We start from the raw sequence: 16,313 nt of genomic DNA on the forward strand, positions 1-16,313 counted from the left end.
TTAAACTAACATAATATGTCAGCAATAAAATATCATAGTTTGAAATTGTTCTCACTATTTATTTTATTGCTGATATTTTTTTCATGTAACCGCAAAAAGGAAGAAAATTATTCAGGAAACGCCAACGAAATTATTTCAATAAGCTATTCGGATATCGGTGGAGATCTCGGAAATTACAAAATCGTAAAAATTAACAAGGATTCTGTTTTTGCAGAACAGGGAGTTTCAGCAAAGAAAATCCACAAAGAATGGAAATCTGCAATAACCCCGCAAATCTGGAAAAGAGTAACGGCGTCTCTTAATGTAAAAACATTAGACAAAATCGAAAGCTCTCCCAGCAAACAGCCGGTTGACGGTTTTGATGAAACTTTCCAGATCAGAACACCGAAGAAATACCACGTTTATGTAAATTCGTATTCAGATACCATTTATTATCAACAGCTTCAGAAATTAAAAGACCAGATTAACGCCCTCCTTCCAACAGAATATAACTAAAATAATGCACGAAAATTATTCACTAAAGCCATACAATACTTTCGGGGTAGATGTAAAAGCAAGATATTTCACCGAAATACATACCGTTGAAGAACTGAAAGAAGCCATTAGTTTCTCCAATTCTCATTCGCTTACTACTTTATTTTTAGGAGGCGGAAGCAATGTTTTATTTACAAAAGATTTTGACGGATTGGTGATTAAATTAAACCTAAAAGGAATTTCCGTGCTGCCTGTAAATGAGAACGAAGTTTTGGTTACCGCAAAAGCAGGCGAAAACTGGCACGAATTCGTGATGTTCTGTCTGGATAAGAATTTTGGCGGACTGGAAAATCTTTCTTTAATTCCGGGGAACGTAGGAACTTCGCCGATGCAGAATATCGGAGCTTACGGAACTGAAATTAAAGATGTTTTTTATGACTGTAAGGTTTTAAATCTTGAAACACTGGAAATTGAAACTTTTGATCTTGAAAAATGCAGATTCGGGTACAGAGACTCAATTTTTAAGCAGGAAGGAAAAGATAAATATGTGATTTTAGAAGTTTCGTTCAGACTTACCTTCCGAAATCATAAAATCAAAACTGAATATGGAGCAATACAATCCGAACTTGAAAGTTCAGGTATTGAAAATCCTACGATTCAGGATGTTTCCAGAGCGGTTATCAATATCCGGCAAAGCAAATTGCCTGATCCGAAAGAAACAGGAAATGCGGGAAGTTTCTTTAAAAACCCCACGATTCCTTTGGCTCAGTTTGAAGCATTACAGCAGAAATTTGAAAATATTCCGGGATATCCGAACGGAAATTCTGTAAAAGTTCCTGCAGGATGGCTGATCGAACAATCCGGCTGGAAAGGAAAACAAATAGGAAATGTTGCCTCTCACAAATTACAGGCTCTGGTCATCGTTAACGCAACCGGAAACGCAACCGGAAAGGAAATTTTTGATTTTTCAACAGAAATTATTAATTCCGTGAAAGAAAAATTCGGGATTGAACTGGAAAGGGAGGTGAATATTATTTAAAAATATTTCTAAAATGACCTTTTAATTTGCCATAAGAAATTAATCACAAAAACTATTTAAAATCCAACCTTTTGTGATTTTCGTGATTTTAAACAATTTTACTAACTTTAGAACTAATTATCAGAATAATAAAAACACACAAATATGAAAATAGCAATTCTCGGAGCCGGAAATATGGGCTTATCCTTTTCAAAATCTTTTTTGAAATACGAACTGATAAAGCCTGAAAACCTTCATTTAATTACAAGAAACCAGTCTAAATTTTCTAAAATCTCGGAAGAATTTCCAAAGTCTAAGATCTCTACTTTCGATGAAGTGAAAGATTTAGACGCAGATTTAATTATCATCGCCGTAAAACCTCAGGATTTTCAGCATGTAGCGGAAAATTTCCGGTTTCAGTTAAAAGAAAACCAGATGGTTTTATCGATTATGGCAGGAATTAAAATCGAGAAAATTCAGAAATTATTAAATCATCCTTTGGTTGTAAGAGCCATGCCCAACTCTCCTACTCTTCTCGGAATGGGAATTACAGGCTACACTTCTGCGGAAGGAATTTCTTTCAGCCAGTTAATTAATATCGAACGGTTATTAAATTCTACCGGAAGATCTGTTTATTTGGAAAATGAAGAACTGTTGGACAGTGTTACGGCGCTTTCGGGAAGCGGACCTGCTTATTTTTACTACATTATTGATGCGATGATAAAAGCAGGGGTAGAAATGGGAATCGAGGAAAATCTTTCCCAGCTTTTTGTGAAACAGACGATGTTGGGAGCGTATCATTTAATCAACAATTCGGATAAAAGTCTGGAAGAGCTCATAAAAGATGTGGCTTCCAAAGGCGGAACAACCGAAGCTGCCCTGAAATCATTCAATGAAAATAATTTAAAAGAAATTCTAAAAAGCGGTATTCTAAGTGCAGAAAAACGCGCGAAAGAACTGAATGGATAATCAGACTTTTTCAGAGGATAAATAAAAATCGACTTTAGTCAGAATTTATGCTACGTTTTGGCTAAAGCCGATTTTCTTTCTTATTATTAAATTGGGCTAAAACTATTTCCAGTGATGTATTCTTAAATATTTCAAATCATCCAGTTTGGAAATCGTTTTTCGATAAAATTCTTCATTAAAAAGCCTAGAAATACACCAAAAGTATTCAGTATAATATCATCCACCTCAAAAATCCCCATTCTGGAAAAGTACTGAATCGCTTCCACAATGGTAATTGCCGAAATAAACGTAAAAAGGAGATTCTGTAAATCCTGAAGTCTGGGAAAAATCCAGCCGAGAAATCCGAAGGGAATAAACATCACCACATTTCCTGCAACAATAGTCACTATTTCTTTCCATGAAATACATCCTTTAATGAAATTGATGGTAGAAAATATCGGCTCTATGGTTAACAGATTATCTTCCATCTGCGTTCTGCCCATCCCGAAAAACATGAGGTACAGCAAAAACAGCGTATAAGGAACGATAATGATTTTATAAGATTTCTTTAACATCGTTTGCAAATTTATTCATTTCAAAAACATTAAATTTGTATGTTAAATCAATTTAATGAAATACGTTTTACTTACGCTCATTTCAGCGATGCTTTTGTCCGTTTCGTGGCCTACTTACGGCGTTCCGTTTTTTATATTTTTTGCGCTTGTTCCGCTTTTGATGATGGAACACGGCGTCTCCAAATTTTCAGATTACAACAGAAAAAGCTGGGTGGTTTTCGGACTTTCCTACCTCTGTTTTGTGATCTGGAATGTAGTAACAACAGGATGGCTTTATGGTTCAAAAAATCCGGACGGAAGCCATTCTATGATGGCGGTTGTATTTCCGGTTCTGGTAAATTCTTTCCTGTATTCATTGGTTTTCCAATGCTATCACTGGTACAAAAATGCACAGGGAACATATTGGGGTTTAGGATTTCTGATCGCGATCTGGATGAGCTTTGAAAAGTTCCATTTAGGATGGGAATTAACTTGGCCATGGCTGAATCTCGGAAATGTTTTTTCTGACTATCCTAAACTTATTCAATGGTACGATACTTTAGGAGCAACCGGTGGAAGTTTCTGGATTTTATTAATTAACGTCCTGATTTTCTATACAATCAGAATCTGGGAAGCAGGAAGAAAAAGAAAAGAACTCATTAAAAACACATCCATTGTTGCAGCTTTAATCATTATTCCGATGGTTATTTCTGTGGTGAAATATAATAATTTTGACGAAAAACCAATCGGAAATGTCAATGTACTGATGCTTCAGCCTGATCTGGATCCGTATGCAGAAAAATACACGCAGGACAGCTTAACGATTGAAAACGATCTTCTAAGCCTTGCAGAAAGAAATTCCAAAACAAAAATAGACTATTACATCGCTCCCGAAACCGCGCTTCCGGGAAGAGGTTCTATTTCGGAAACCGCTTTTGAAAAGAGTGTTATTTTAAACAATCTTAAAGGATTTTTAGCCAAACATCCGGGTTCGGTTTTCGCAACAGGAATTTCTTCGCATCGTTTTTTTACAAATGAAAACAATCTGCCAAAAGAAGCGTATCAGATTCACACAGGACTTTGGGTGGAAAGTTTCAATTCGGCGGTGCAGGTTATTCCGAATCAGAAAGTAGAAGTTTACCACAAAGGAAAGCTGGTTCCGGGTGTAGAAATTTTCCCTTACATGAATTATTTGAAGCCACTTCTGGGTGATGCAATGATTAATCTGGGCGGAACGGTTGCTTCTCTGGGAACCGATAAAGAAAGGGTTGCTTTTTCAAATCCTTTCAATAAAGGAAAAATTGCTCCGATCATCTGTTATGAAAGTATTTACGGAGAATTTACGGGAGAGTATGTAAAAAAAGGCGCGAACTTTTTAGCCATCATGACGAACGATTCTTGGTGGGGCGTTACAGAAGGGCATAAACAGCTTCTTTCCTACGCAAAATTAAGAGCCATTGAAACCCGAAGAGAAATTGCAAGAGCTGCAAATAGCGGGATTTCCGCTCATATTAATGCGAAAGGGGAAATCATGGAAGATACTTTTTACGGCGATAAAACCGCTTTATTTTCTAAAATAAACCTGTATGACGGGATGACTTTTTATACAAGATCAGGAGATCTTTTATCCAGATTCTCCGTTTTTGCTTTAGGATTTCTGCTGTTTTATTTTTTAATCCGCTGGTTTCAGAGAAAGACAAAGAAGGCTTAAAAATTATTATTTCGGGAATATGAAATATATCATTCCTGAAGCCAATGCGTACTGTGAGTGATATTAACATGAAATCTGAATGATTAATACATAAGTTATTTATAAATAATTTTGTAAAAGATTTGTCTATCTGAAAAATTCTTCGTTATTTTGCACACTCAAATATTATAGTACAAATAAGAACATCGAGATATGTCAAGAATTTGCCAAATAACAGGAAAGCGTGCAATGGTTGGTAACAACGTTTCTCACGCTAATAACAAAACGAAGCGTCGTTTTGAAATTAACTTATTAGAGAAGAAATTTTACCTTCCGGAGCAGGATAAGCACGTAACACTGAAAGTATCAGCTCATGGATTGAGAGTGATTAACAAAATTGGAATCGAGGAAGCTATTGAAAGAGCGACTAGAAACGGATTGATAAAAAAGAACTAAATCATGGCAAAAAAAGGAAACAGAGTTCAAGTAATCCTTGAATGTACAGAGCACAAAGAGAGCGGTATGCCGGGAATGTCAAGATACATTTCTACTAAAAATAAAAAGAACACTACAGAGAGATTGGAATTGAAAAAATACAATCCTGTTCTTAAGAAAGTTACAGTTCACAAAGAAATCAAGTAATTTATAAAATATAATTTACCATGGCAAAGAAAGTAGTAGCAACCCTACAAACCGGGTCTAAAAAAATGACCAAAGTTGTGAAAATGGTGAAGTCTTCTAAATCAGGAGCTTACGTTTTCGAAGAAAAAGTAATGAATGCAGACGAAGTTGACGGTTATTTGAAAAAATAATCTCCACTTTATTTACAATATAAAAAACTACTCATATTTTGGGTAGTTTTTTTGTTATCTTTGCTTTTAATCTAGCTGGAAGGTCAGAAGCCGGATGCTCGAAGTTCGCCATAAAACTTAAAAACCAGGTTTTAAACTTCAGGTCTCCATCTCCTTACTTCCATCATAAACATTAAATTCCATAATTCATAAGATGAGTTGGTTTAAAAATATTTTTAAAAAAGAAGAAAAAGAAACGTTAGATAAAGGATTGGAAAAATCCAGCCAGGGTTTCTTTGAAAAAATGACAAAAGCCGTAGTCGGCAAAAGCAAAGTAGATGATGAAGTTCTTGATGATCTTGAAGAAATCCTGATTGCTTCCGACGTTGGCGCATCTACCACCATCAAAATTATAGAAAGAATTGAAGAGCGCGTTGCAAGAGACAAATACGTCGGCGTAAACGAACTTGATAAAATCCTCCGTGAAGAAATTTCAGGTCTTCTGCTTGAAAATCCTCACGCCGGAACCGGAAACATCGATGCCTCCAAGAAACCTTACGTTATTATGGTTGTCGGCGTAAACGGGGTAGGAAAAACAACTACCATCGGAAAATTGGCACACCAGTTTACAACGGAAGGAAAGAAAGTGGTTTTAGGCGCTGCAGACACCTTCAGAGCCGCTGCAGTAGATCAGCTGGTGATCTGGAGCCAGAGAGTCGGAGTTCCTATCGTAAAGCAGGAGATGGGCTCAGATCCGGCTTCCGTTGCTTTTGATACGGTACAGAGTGCCGTTGCCCAAAATGCAGACGTGGTTATTATTGATACGGCAGGAAGACTTCACAACAAGATCAATTTAATGAATGAGCTTTCTAAAATCAAGAGAGTAATGCAGAAGGTTATTCCGGATGCGCCTCATGAGATTTTACTGGTTCTTGACGGTTCTACCGGGCAGAATGCTTTTGAACAGGCAAAACAGTTTACAGCCGCTACGGAAGTTAATGCTTTAGCGGTAACAAAATTAGACGGAACAGCGAAAGGAGGAGTTGTTATCGGGATTTCAGACCAGTTCCAGATTCCTGTGAAATATATAGGTGTCGGAGAAAAGATGCAGGACCTGCAGTTGTTTAATGGTACGGAGTTTGTAGATTCATTTTTCAAAAAAAGATAACAGCTCATATTTTTTTATAAATTAGCTGTATCTATTAACACTAATTTTAAAAAAATAATTATTATGTTCACATTTATTCTTTGGATTATTTTCGGACTGGTTGTAGGTGCTTTGGCTAAAATGATAATGCCTGGCAAACAAAATATGGGTTGGCTAATGACCTGTATTTTAGGAATCATCGGAGCTTTTGTCGGCGGGTTTATTGCCAATGCCATATTTGGCGGCGGCGGAGCAAGTGATGAAAGAATGTTTCACTTCTGGCCCATTATTTTTTCAGTGGGAGGCGCTTTAATCGTTCTGTGGATTTACGGAATGATTACAAAGAAAAGCTAAGTTTGATTAGCCATAAAAAATTAAAACGGCGGATTTGAAATTCAAATCCGCCGTTTCTTTGTACAATATATAATTTAGTTAGTTGATTTTAATCTGGTAAGGCATTTCCATTTTCACTTCAGACTGCAGCTTTCTTTCTTCCACGATCTGCTCTAAAAGTTCATAATTTGCTTTTCCGATTTTATTCTTCACCACTCTTGCAGAGATATCCTCTTCATTAAGATCTTTAAAAATCTGCTCGAAAGGCGTCATGCTTTTAGGATAAGAAGAAACTGCGTAAGACTTTAATCCGGCTTTCTGAGCGGCAAATTTCACGGCATCATTCAATGTTCCCAATTCATCTACAAGACCGATCTGTTTGGCTCTGGTTCCGCTCCATACTCTTCCTCCACCTACACTGTCGATCTGTTCGAAAGTCTGTTTTCTGTTCTGCGTTACAAAATGCACGAATCTTTTATAAGTTCCTTCCACACTTCTGGTAATTAAGCTTACTCCGTAAGGCGTAACTCCGTTTAAAGAAGAATAATATTGAGAATTCGCATTCGTAGAAACAATATCGGAACGGATTCCGTTTTTATTCGCAATATCTTTGAAGTAAGGAATTACTCCGAAAACTCCGATAGATCCTGTAAGTGTATTAGGTTCCGAATAAATTTTATCTGCCGCCATTGCAATGTAATATCCTCCTGAAGCGGCATAGTCACCAAAAGATACAATTAATGGTTTTTTCTTTTTCAACTGCTGAAGTTCAAATAAAATCTCATCCGAAGCATTTGCGCTTCCTCCCGGAGAATTAATTCTGAAAACAACCGCCTTTACTTTATCGTTATCCTGAAGTTCCTTGATGTATTTAATGTATTTTTCCGAATGGATATCATTATAATCGTCTCCACCGTTAATGGAACCTGAAGCATACAAAACCGCTACTCTGTCTCCCGATTTTTCATCGTCTGAATAAGAAGCAATGTATTTTCCTAAAGAAATTTTATTCAGCTTATCTTCTCCTGCTAAATTTAATTTCGATTTAATTAATTGATCGTATTCTGTTTTCTGAATTAATTTGTCCGCCAGTTTATATTTTAAACTTAAATCAGGAATCATTCCATACAAACTGTCGACCACCGTTCTGAACTGTGCCGTATCTATTTTTCTTGAAACCGCCATTCTTGAAGAAGTGTTTTTCCAGATATCATTTAAAAGTGTGCTTAATTGCTCTTTATTTTCCGGAGAAATATCATTTCTTAAAAAAGGTTCAACCGCAGATTTAAATTTTCCGTGACGGATAACTTCAATCCCGATTCCGTATTTGTCGGCAAAATCTTTATAAAAAGCGACTTCCGTTGCCAGACCTTTAAGCTCGATCATTCCCGAAGGATTAAGATAATACTGATCTGCAACCGATCCTAAATAATAAGCTGCCTGAGAAACCGTATTTCCATAAGCATAAACAAATTTTCCGCTCTTTTTAAAATCCTGAATAGCATTTCTGAGATCGTCAATCTGGGTAATTCCTGCATTTAAATAATCGGCTTCAATACTTATTCCTTTAATATTATCATCCGTTTTTGCTTTTTCGATGGCTTCGATGGCATCATAAATCAAAACATTTTTAGTCTGATCGCTAATATTAAAAAGCCCTTTCTGTTCCTCTGTAGGACTGTCTATTATATTGGTTTTTAAATTAATCGTAAGGACAGAATTTTTCTTTACAACCACAGATTTCTCACTTCCCATCGCGCTGAACACCAGCATGATGATGAAAAAGAAGAAAAACACAGCGCCTAAAATGACAATAGCCACTATATTTGCCAGTACATTTTTAAAAAAACTTTTCATAAATCAATCATTTTACGATATGTCGCAACATAAAGTCGTTTTGTTACTCGGAAGTAATCTTGGAGATCAAAAAAAAAATCTGGAAACAGCCATAGAAAAACTGCAAACCGGTGAAAATGAAATATTACAATTAAGTGAATTTTTAATATCTGACCCCGTAGAATTTGCCAGTTCTAATATTTTTTGTAATATTGCACTGATAATGTTTACTCGTCTTTCGCCGATTCAACTGCTTGATTTTGTTAAAAGTATTGAAAAAGAAATGGGAAGAGCTAACGATTCTAAAGCTTCAGGAGGATATTCTGATAGAGTAATAGACATAGATATCGTTACGTACAATGAATTAAAATTTGTCTCAGAAAGATTGGAAATCCCTCACAAAAAGCATCTTTTTGAAAGAGAATTTTCAAAAATATTATTAAGCAATTTTATCAAATAAAACATAAAACATATTGTATGAAATTAGGTTTATTATTATTGGCTACGTTGCCTATTGCTGCTTACGCACAAGATAGTATAGCTGTTACTTCAAATGATAGGTATCCCAATACATTTTCTTCTGGTTCTGCCAATGTTCAACCTTTCGACACAAAAGCTAAAAGATTCAACGACTGGTCTGTATCAGTAGGTGGAGGTGCAGCCTTTATGGTGCATTCTGATCTGAAGTCTATTACAGATAAAAAAATCAACTGGGGATACAATTCATATGTAAGTTTAGACAAACAGATTACCCATGTTGTAGGAATCAGCCTTATCTATCAGAGAGGGGAAACCAATCAGAGAGGACAGCTTGAAGGAGCTGCAGGTGTAGCTGCCGGAGTTGCAGAAGCAAAAACGAAATATAACCAGATTGCTTTAATGGGAGATGTAAACTTTTCTAACCTTTTAAGAAGAGTAGACAATCATTCTCCTTACAGATGGGCACTACATGGTTATGCAGGTGTTGGTTTAATGAATTTCAATACTTCTTTGTATGATAATAATGAATTCAGATGGAGCACTACTCCCGCAAGAATTCCTTTATTCATCAATCAAAAGTTAGACATCAACTCAATCTATTATCAGATTGGTGCAGGTTTGAAATATAAAGTTTCAAAACTTATCGACATTGAAGCCAGAACAATGTACATCATCAGTGGAGACGACGAATTCGACGGTGGTGGTAATGCAGGTCCTGCAGATTACGATGTTACTTCAAAAGTTTCAAAGTATAATATGCTTGATAAAAGAAGATCTGATAACGCATGGACGGTGAATCTGGGAGTTTCTTTCAAATTGGGAAAACACAATTCTCACCTTGCTTGGCATGATCCTTTACAGGAAGCATATTACAGAACCTATGTTTTGGAAAATAAAAGCACAGAACTTGTAGTATGTGAAAAAGGTGATCTTGATAACGACGGTGTTTGCGACGATTGGGACAGACAGCTTGATACTCCTGCAGGAGCAAGAGTAGACGGAGCCGGAGTTGCTTTAGATATGGATCTGGATGGCGTAATCGATTTATACGATAAGTGTGTAACGGTTCCGGGACCGGTAGAAAACCAAGGTTGTCCTACTACAGCCAAATAATTATAACTAAATCATTTAATTAACTAAATAAAAAATACACTATGAAATTAAGTTTAGCAATTGTTGCATTAGCACTTACTGTTCCTACAGTTGCCTTTGCACAGGACTCAACTGCAGTAGTTTCAAACGGACAATATCCAAATACGTTTTCTTCGGGCTCTGCAAATGTTTCCCCGTTTACCAATAAATCTAAAAGATTTAACGATTGGGCAATCTCTTTCGGTGCTGGTGTACCATTAGTTCAATCTGCAGACTTAACATCTATAAAAAGCGGAAACGGTAAAAACCTTTTTGGTTATTCTGCATATGTAAGTATTGATAAAGCCATTACTCATGCTTTCGGTCTTAATTTACAATACGACAGAGGAGAAACAAGACAGGGATGGTTTAATACAAAAGATTCTGCGCCTTCTGACGCTTCAGCGTATCAACGTGTAGCTGCAAGAACGCAATATGATGCAATCTCATTATTAGGAGACATTAACTTCTCAAACCTATTCAGAAGAGTGGATAACCATTCTCCTTACAGATGGGCTTTACATGGATATGCAGGTATTGGAACTTTAGCCTACAGAGCTTATCAGAAAGATGATAAAGGACAAAGATTGGCAACGGAAATCAAGCCGTTCCAACTTGGATCTATGTTTGCTCAGGCAGGTGCCGGTGTGAAATTTAAAGTAAACAGAAGAATCGATATCGAAGGTAGAGTAATGTATGCCGTTACCGGTGATGATGAATTTGACGGTGGAGGAGACAAATACAGCACGATCAACCAGCGTGAAGAGCAGGTTTCTGATAACTTCTTCAACGCTACTTTAGGGGTTTCTTTAAAACTTGGAAAACACGAATCTCATTTAATGTGGCACGATCCGCTTCAGGAGATCTATTATAAATTAGATGTTTTGGCTAATAAAAACCAGGATATTGAAGTTTGTAAAAAAGGAGATCTTGATAACGACGGTGTTTGCGACGATTGGGACAGACAGCTTGATACTCCTGCAGGTGCAAGAGTGGACGGTGCGGGTGTAGCTCTTGATACTGATCTTGACGGTGTAATCGATCTATATGATAAGTGTGTAACCGTTCCGGGACCAGTTGAAAACCAAGGCTGTCCTACAACAGCTCCTACTCCGGTTGGACCTGTAACTGATTCTACAAGAACTCTGGAAGGAATTGAATTTGATCTGAATTCAGACAGAATTTTACCTTCTAACACTCCAATTCTTAACAACGCAGTAAATTACATTAATTCTTCCAGTGGATCTTACACGGTAGTTGGAGCAACAGATACGAGAGCTTCTGATGCATACAACCAAAAACTTTCTGAAAGAAGAGCGAACAACGTAAAAGATTATTTAATTAAAAACGGAGTTCAGTCCGGTAAACTTAACGCAGTAGGTAGAGGTGAAAAAGACCTTAAATATCCTGAATGCGACCCTGCTACTAAATGTCCTGAATGGAAAAACAGAGCAAACAGAAGAGTTTACTTCGAAGCTAAATAATAAAAATTTATTATTAAATATATAAAAGCCATGCATTGCGTGGCTTTTTTTGTCAGAATACTTTTATTACTTTTATCCTATGATTTCTCAGCAAGATTTTCAAGAGTTAAAATTTAAAACCCTGAAACATTTTTGGGGATATGATCGTTTTCGCGATTCTCAGGAAGCGATTATCGATTCTGTTATTAATGAAAAAGATACTCTTGTCCTGTTGCCAACCGGAGCCGGAAAATCTCTTTGTTATCAGCTTCCCGCCTTATTAAAAGAAGGAACCTGTCTGGTCATTTCTCCTTTATTGGCACTGATGAAAGATCAGGTAAACCAATTGAAATCAAGAGGAATTGAAGCAGAATATCTTTCTTCGGAACTGGATGAGTATGATGCAGAAAATATCTATGACCGATGCAAAGAAGGACTAACAAAAATGCTGTATGTCTCTCCTGAAAGAATCACCAACAAGCAGTTTCTCCAAAATATTGAAGAAATCGAACTGTCTTTCATCGCAGTTGATGAGGCGCACTGTATCTCAGAATGGGGACAGGATTTCCGCCCGAGTTATCAGAATATCAAAGAATTCAGAAAAAAAAACCCTAAAATTCCTTGTCTGGCTTTAACGGCAACTGCTACGCCAAAAGTTTTGGAGGAAATAAAATTAAAACTGGAACTAAAAAATCCGCAGGTTTTTCAGAAAAGTTTTAAAAGAGATAACATTAAAATTTTCATGGAAGAAGTTTCGGATAAATTTCAGAAAGTATATGATATTTTAAAATTCTCGAATGAAGCAGGAATTGTTTATGTGAGAACAAGAAAAGAAGCCGAACTCCTCAGTGAATTTCTGAAAAAAAATCAGCTTAAAAATGTAGATTATTTTCACGCAGGTTTATCCACGAAAGAAAAAAACACGAAACAGGAAGTATGGAACAGAAGCAATAATCATGTCTTAATTTCCACCAATGCATTCGGGATGGGAATTGATAAAGATAATGTCCGTTTTGTACTGCACTACTCTCCTGCTCCTTCCATTGAAAATTATTATCAGGAAATCGGGCGTTCCGGAAGAGACGGAAAAGAAAGTTTCGCATTTCTGCTTTGGAATAAGCAGGAACTTTTAAATTTTGATCAGATTTTAAAAAACCAGATTCCCAATAAAGCTGAATTTCTAAAAATCGTTACCTACCTCTACTCTATTTTTCAGGTTGCCGAATTTGAGCTTCCGGAAAAAGTTTTTCAACTAAATATCAACGGAATTTATAATTTCACGAAACTTTCCAATGCGAAGATCAGAAATGTTCTCAATTTTCTTCACAATCAGGAAATAATTTATTTCAACGAACATAAAAGTCTTTCATCGCTTCAGCTATTAATGGAAGCCCATGAAATTGATCAGTTGCCCAGAAAAGATGCCTATTTTTTAGAACTGATGCTTCGTACCATTTCCGGAATTACTACACATAAAGTGATGTTCAGCGAACATCAGGTAAGTGGAAAAATCGGATCCAGTGTGGAATTGATCAAAGAAAGATTAAAAGAACTTCAACAAAAAGGCTATGTGGAATATATTGACGGTGCTTTATCGAGCATTAAATTTTTAAAACCAAGAGACGAAAGATTAAACGGATCCATTTACTGGAAACTTTTTGAACATATTCAGAAAAATAAAATCCAGAAGTGGGAAGAGATGAAATTTTACATCGAAGATGATAAATACTGTAAAATGAAGCTCATTTTGAACTATTTTGGTGAAAAAAATGCTAAAAACTGCGGACAATGTTCGGTATGTGAACGAAACAAACAGTCGATTTTCGGGAAAAACATTTCCCAGCAGATCCTCAATTTGCTGAGTAAAAGACCGGCAACGATTGAAGAACTCTCTATTCAGCTCAGCTATCATTCCAAAGAGAATATTCTGGAAAATTTAATTTTTCTTCTGGATACCGGAAAAGTAAAAATGCTGAATTTCAGAACGTATGCTTTGGCGTAAGATCTTTTCTCATCTCTTAAAAATAACGGAATTGGCATTTTAACTGAGATACTTCGTTGAGTTCAGTATGACATTTTTCTGATACCAACTCTCAATTTTAAAACCAAATCTTTCAATCCTTCATCAAAGACCTTATCTTTGCACTATGAAATCATTGAAAGTTGTATTTTTAGGAACTCCGGAGTTTGCCAAAGCTTCTCTGGAAGCGATTCATCATTCTCATCACGAAGTTGTAGGCGTTGTAACGGTTGCGGATAAAGCGAGCGGACGCGGACAGAAAATCAATCAGTCTCCGGTAAAAGTTTTTGCCGTAGAAAATAATCTTCCTGTTTTTCAGCCTGAAAAACTGAGAAATCCCGAATTTTTAGAGGAATTAAGAAAACTGGAAGCCGATGTTTTTGTGGTGGTCGCTTTCAGAATGATGCCGAAAGTTTTATTTGAAATGCCTAAAATGGGAACATTCAATCTTCATGCTTCCTTACTTCCCGATTACAGAGGTGCAGCACCCATCAATTACGCAATTATCAACGGAGAAGAAAAATCCGGAGCTACAACGTTTTTTATCAACGAAAAAATTGATGAGGGAAATATTCTGCTTCAGGAAGAACTCCCTATTTTACCGGATGAAAATGCGGGAAGTCTTCACGACAGACTCATGGAAATGGGCTCTGAACTTGTGGTAAGAACATTAGACGGATTGGCAGAAAATTCAATTACCGAAAAACCGCAGCCGGAAGTTGAGCATCCGAAAAATGCGTTTAAAATTTTTAAAGAAGATACAAGAATCGACTGGACGAAAAATTCGAAAGAAATTCATCAGTTTATTTTGGGTATGTCTCCTTATCCTGCGGCATTCACCACTTTAAAAATAGGCGAAGAAGAAAAAGGACTTAAAATTTTCGGTGGAAAATTTGAAATTTCAGATCATGGAAAAAAAGCCGGAAGTCTGGAAATTTCTAAAAATGAATTTAAGATCTACACCCAAGACGGAGAATATTTTCCATCAGAATTACAGCTTGAAGGAAAAAAGAGAATGAACATCAAAGATTTTCTGAACGGTTTCAGGAATTTCGACGAAATAAAAATGGCTTGATTTCTCAAGCCATTTTTATTTCGTCGAAGTGAATTGTCAACAGTGAATTCATTTCATTATCAATTTTAACATTGTAAAAATTCACTTGCAGAGCAAAATTGACCATTCACAATTCGCATTTTATAGTTGCACCATTTCCGTTACCTCAACGTCATATCCGCCAACCTGCGGTTTTACATTAGGATTCTGAGTGATTACTTTAAATTTATTAATTCCGAGATTTTTCAGTATCTGTGTTCCGATTCCGTAATCTCTGTAGTTGAATGCCAAAGTCGGATGTTGCTGTTGTCCGTCCTGATAATTAAGGAATTGCTGAAGCTTTCTTAATGTATTTTCAGAGCTTGAAACATTATTAATGAAAACAATGGCTCCTTTTCCAGCTTCATTCACCATTGAGGTTACTTTTTCCAACTGAGGTTTTTCGCCGTTATTTAATCTCGTTAACACATCAAAATAAGAATCTGATGACTGAACTCTTACCAAAACAGGCTCATCAACAGTCCAGGAACCCTTCGTTAAAGCAAAATGGATCTGATCGTTGGAAGTTTCTCTGAAAGCAAAGAAATCGTAATCTCCGTAAGCCGTTTTTACTTTTCTTTCTTCAATTCTCTCAATAAGATTTCCTTTTTTAAGCTGATAATGAATTAGATCTTCAATGGAAACAATTTTCATATCGTGTTTCTGTGCAAAAGCATAAAGCTCCGGCAAACGCGACATAGAACCGTCTTCATTCATGATTTCACAGATTACGCCTCCTTCTTTTAAACCGGCAAGACAAGTTAAATCAATTGCAGCTTCTGTGTGTCCTGCTCTTTTCAGAACACCTCCTTTTTTTGCTCTCAATGGGAAAATATGACCGGGACGCATGAAATCTGTCGGTTTAGATTTTTCATCCATCAAAGCCAGAATGGTTTTCGCTCTGTCGCTTGCAGAAATTCCTGTGGAAGTTCCGTTTCCTAAAAGGTCTACAGAAACGGTGAAAGCTGTTTCTTTCGGATCGCTGCTTCGGCTTACCATTACTTCAAGACCAAGCTCATCACATCTTTTTTCGGGAAGCGGCATACAGATAAGCCCTCTTCCGTGAAGCGCCATAAAGTTGATAATTTCCGGTGTTGTAAGTTCTGCTGCACAAAGAAAATCGCCTTCGTTTTCTCTGTCTTCATCATCCACTACTATGATTATTTTACCATTTTTAAGGTCTTCTATCGCCTCTGGAATAGTATTTAACTTAATATCAGACATTTTTACTTTTTAAATTTGTGCAAAGATACTCATAAAAATAAGCATCGCCAATAATATAAACTCTTTATTATCTGCCGAACACAGAGTTGTAAATATTTCCGGATTTAAGTT

General features: G+C 36.4%; 17 protein-coding genes. 14 read left to right on the forward strand and 3 right to left on the reverse strand.

Translation table 11 applies throughout. From position 1 onward, the window contains the following. Positions 1-15 precede the first annotated feature (15 nt). The 3 genes from PFY09_RS08640 (at position 16) to proC (ending at position 2,461) form a co-directional block, all read left to right on the forward strand. Complete coding sequence (locus tag PFY09_RS08640) at positions 16-495, forward strand: hypothetical protein (protein WP_271162139.1); 480 nt, start codon at positions 16-18, stop codon at positions 493-495. Positions 496-499: 4 nt separating this feature from the next. Next, positions 500-1,513, forward strand: a complete 1,014-nt coding sequence (gene murB / locus PFY09_RS08645) for a UDP-N-acetylmuramate dehydrogenase (protein WP_271162140.1) — start codon at positions 500-502, stop codon at positions 1,511-1,513. 144 nt (positions 1,514-1,657) lie between these two features. After that, positions 1,658-2,461, forward strand: coding sequence for a pyrroline-5-carboxylate reductase (gene proC, locus PFY09_RS08650; RefSeq protein WP_271162141.1), 804 nt, complete (start codon positions 1,658-1,660; stop codon positions 2,459-2,461). Positions 2,462-2,592: 131 nt separating this feature from the next. Here proC and PFY09_RS08655 read toward each other — a convergent pair whose 3' ends face one another. Further along, positions 2,593-3,015 carry a VanZ family protein gene (locus PFY09_RS08655; protein WP_076390926.1) on the reverse strand — a complete coding sequence of 141 codons (423 nt, stop codon included), beginning with the start codon at positions 3,013-3,015 and terminating at the stop codon, positions 2,593-2,595. Positions 3,016-3,070: 55 nt separating this feature from the next. Here PFY09_RS08655 and lnt point away from each other — a divergent pair, with 55 nt between their 5' ends. The 6 genes from lnt to PFY09_RS08685 all read left to right on the forward strand — a co-directional run bounded on the left by lnt (position 3,071) and on the right by PFY09_RS08685 (position 6,976). Then, positions 3,071-4,705 carry an apolipoprotein N-acyltransferase gene (gene lnt, locus PFY09_RS08660; protein WP_271162142.1) on the forward strand — a complete coding sequence of 545 codons (1,635 nt, stop codon included), beginning with the start codon at positions 3,071-3,073 and terminating at the stop codon, positions 4,703-4,705. A 192-nt stretch (positions 4,706-4,897) separates the two neighbouring features. Beyond that, positions 4,898-5,140: a 50S ribosomal protein L28 gene (gene rpmB, locus PFY09_RS08665; protein ID WP_002976757.1), complete on the forward strand. Its 243-nt coding sequence runs from the start codon at positions 4,898-4,900 to the stop codon at positions 5,138-5,140. A gap of 3 nt (positions 5,141-5,143) precedes the next feature. Then, the gene (gene rpmG, locus PFY09_RS08670; protein ID WP_027379950.1) at positions 5,144-5,326 is read left to right on the forward strand and encodes a 50S ribosomal protein L33; all 183 of its coding nucleotides are present in this window, start codon (positions 5,144-5,146) and stop codon (positions 5,324-5,326) included. Between the two features lie 20 nt (positions 5,327-5,346). Continuing rightward, positions 5,347-5,496 carry a DUF4295 family protein gene (locus tag PFY09_RS08675; RefSeq protein WP_065722020.1) on the forward strand — a complete coding sequence of 50 codons (150 nt, stop codon included), beginning with the start codon at positions 5,347-5,349 and terminating at the stop codon, positions 5,494-5,496. A 193-nt stretch (positions 5,497-5,689) separates the two neighbouring features. Next, positions 5,690-6,643 carry a signal recognition particle-docking protein FtsY gene (gene ftsY, locus PFY09_RS08680; protein ID WP_076390924.1) on the forward strand — a complete coding sequence of 318 codons (954 nt, stop codon included), beginning with the start codon at positions 5,690-5,692 and terminating at the stop codon, positions 6,641-6,643. 63 nt (positions 6,644-6,706) lie between these two features. Further along, entirely contained in the window at positions 6,707-6,976 is a 270-nt protein-coding gene (locus tag PFY09_RS08685) for a GlsB/YeaQ/YmgE family stress response membrane protein (RefSeq protein ID WP_268055026.1), read from the forward strand. A gap of 78 nt (positions 6,977-7,054) precedes the next feature. On the opposite strand, the gene sppA is transcribed toward PFY09_RS08685, so the two are convergent. After that, positions 7,055-8,812, reverse strand: a complete 1,758-nt coding sequence (gene sppA / locus PFY09_RS08690; protein WP_271162143.1) for a signal peptide peptidase SppA — start codon at positions 8,810-8,812, stop codon at positions 7,055-7,057. A gap of 19 nt (positions 8,813-8,831) precedes the next feature. Between sppA and folK the strand changes: the two genes are divergently transcribed. The 5 genes from folK to fmt all read left to right on the forward strand — a co-directional run bounded on the left by folK (position 8,832) and on the right by fmt (position 14,960). After that, the gene (folK, locus tag PFY09_RS08695; RefSeq protein WP_076390921.1) at positions 8,832-9,251 is read left to right on the forward strand and encodes a 2-amino-4-hydroxy-6-hydroxymethyldihydropteridine diphosphokinase; all 420 of its coding nucleotides are present in this window, start codon (positions 8,832-8,834) and stop codon (positions 9,249-9,251) included. Positions 9,252-9,268: 17 nt separating this feature from the next. After that, entirely contained in the window at positions 9,269-10,384 is a 1,116-nt protein-coding gene (locus PFY09_RS08700) for an OmpA family protein (protein WP_271162144.1), read from the forward strand. A gap of 41 nt (positions 10,385-10,425) precedes the next feature. Next, positions 10,426-11,886, forward strand: a complete 1,461-nt coding sequence (locus PFY09_RS08705; protein ID WP_271162145.1) for an OmpA family protein — start codon at positions 10,426-10,428, stop codon at positions 11,884-11,886. Between the two features lie 79 nt (positions 11,887-11,965). Next, the gene (locus PFY09_RS08710; RefSeq protein WP_271162146.1) at positions 11,966-13,867 is read left to right on the forward strand and encodes a RecQ family ATP-dependent DNA helicase; all 1,902 of its coding nucleotides are present in this window, start codon (positions 11,966-11,968) and stop codon (positions 13,865-13,867) included. Positions 13,868-14,012: 145 nt separating this feature from the next. Next, complete coding sequence (fmt, locus tag PFY09_RS08715; RefSeq protein WP_271162147.1) at positions 14,013-14,960, forward strand: methionyl-tRNA formyltransferase; 948 nt, start codon at positions 14,013-14,015, stop codon at positions 14,958-14,960. 120 nt (positions 14,961-15,080) lie between these two features. Here fmt and ribB read toward each other — a convergent pair whose 3' ends face one another. Beyond that, on the reverse strand, positions 15,081-16,202 hold the full coding sequence (ribB, locus tag PFY09_RS08720; RefSeq protein WP_076390916.1) for a 3,4-dihydroxy-2-butanone-4-phosphate synthase: 1,122 nt from the start codon (positions 16,200-16,202) through the stop codon (positions 15,081-15,083). Between the last annotated feature and the right edge of the window lie 111 nt (positions 16,203-16,313).

Source organism: Chryseobacterium gambrini (genome assembly GCF_027920505.1).
GTDB classification, from domain to species: domain Bacteria; phylum Bacteroidota; class Bacteroidia; order Flavobacteriales; family Weeksellaceae; genus Chryseobacterium; species Chryseobacterium gambrini.

Excerpts from the sequence above, each read along its gene's own strand:
- PFY09_RS08685 (WP_268055026.1), top strand. The coding sequence starts at position 6,707 with ATGTTCACATTTATTCTTTGGATTATTTTCGGACTGGTTGTAGGTGCT.
- fmt (WP_271162147.1), top strand. The coding sequence starts at position 14,013 with ATGAAATCATTGAAAGTTGTATTTTTAGGAACTCCGGAGTTTGCCAAA.
- proC (WP_271162141.1), top strand. The coding sequence starts at position 1,658 with ATGAAAATAGCAATTCTCGGAGCCGGAAATATGGGCTTATCCTTTTCA.
- sppA (WP_271162143.1), bottom strand. The coding sequence starts at position 8,812 with ATGAAAAGTTTTTTTAAAAATGTACTGGCAAATATAGTGGCTATTGTC.
- murB (WP_271162140.1), top strand. The coding sequence starts at position 500 with ATGCACGAAAATTATTCACTAAAGCCATACAATACTTTCGGGGTAGAT.
- folK (WP_076390921.1), top strand. The coding sequence starts at position 8,832 with ATGTCGCAACATAAAGTCGTTTTGTTACTCGGAAGTAATCTTGGAGAT.
- PFY09_RS08710 (WP_271162146.1), top strand. The coding sequence starts at position 11,966 with ATGATTTCTCAGCAAGATTTTCAAGAGTTAAAATTTAAAACCCTGAAA.
- PFY09_RS08675 (WP_065722020.1), top strand. The coding sequence starts at position 5,347 with ATGGCAAAGAAAGTAGTAGCAACCCTACAAACCGGGTCTAAAAAAATG.
- rpmG (WP_027379950.1), top strand. The coding sequence starts at position 5,144 with ATGGCAAAAAAAGGAAACAGAGTTCAAGTAATCCTTGAATGTACAGAG.
- PFY09_RS08705 (WP_271162145.1), top strand. The coding sequence starts at position 10,426 with ATGAAATTAAGTTTAGCAATTGTTGCATTAGCACTTACTGTTCCTACA.
- ribB (WP_076390916.1), bottom strand. The coding sequence starts at position 16,202 with ATGTCTGATATTAAGTTAAATACTATTCCAGAGGCGATAGAAGACCTT.
- PFY09_RS08700 (WP_271162144.1), top strand. The coding sequence starts at position 9,269 with ATGAAATTAGGTTTATTATTATTGGCTACGTTGCCTATTGCTGCTTAC.
- lnt (WP_271162142.1), top strand. The coding sequence starts at position 3,071 with ATGAAATACGTTTTACTTACGCTCATTTCAGCGATGCTTTTGTCCGTT.
- PFY09_RS08640 (WP_271162139.1), top strand. The coding sequence starts at position 16 with ATGTCAGCAATAAAATATCATAGTTTGAAATTGTTCTCACTATTTATT.
- ftsY (WP_076390924.1), top strand. The coding sequence starts at position 5,690 with ATGAGTTGGTTTAAAAATATTTTTAAAAAAGAAGAAAAAGAAACGTTA.
- rpmB (WP_002976757.1), top strand. The coding sequence starts at position 4,898 with ATGTCAAGAATTTGCCAAATAACAGGAAAGCGTGCAATGGTTGGTAAC.
- PFY09_RS08655 (WP_076390926.1), bottom strand. The coding sequence starts at position 3,015 with ATGTTAAAGAAATCTTATAAAATCATTATCGTTCCTTATACGCTGTTT.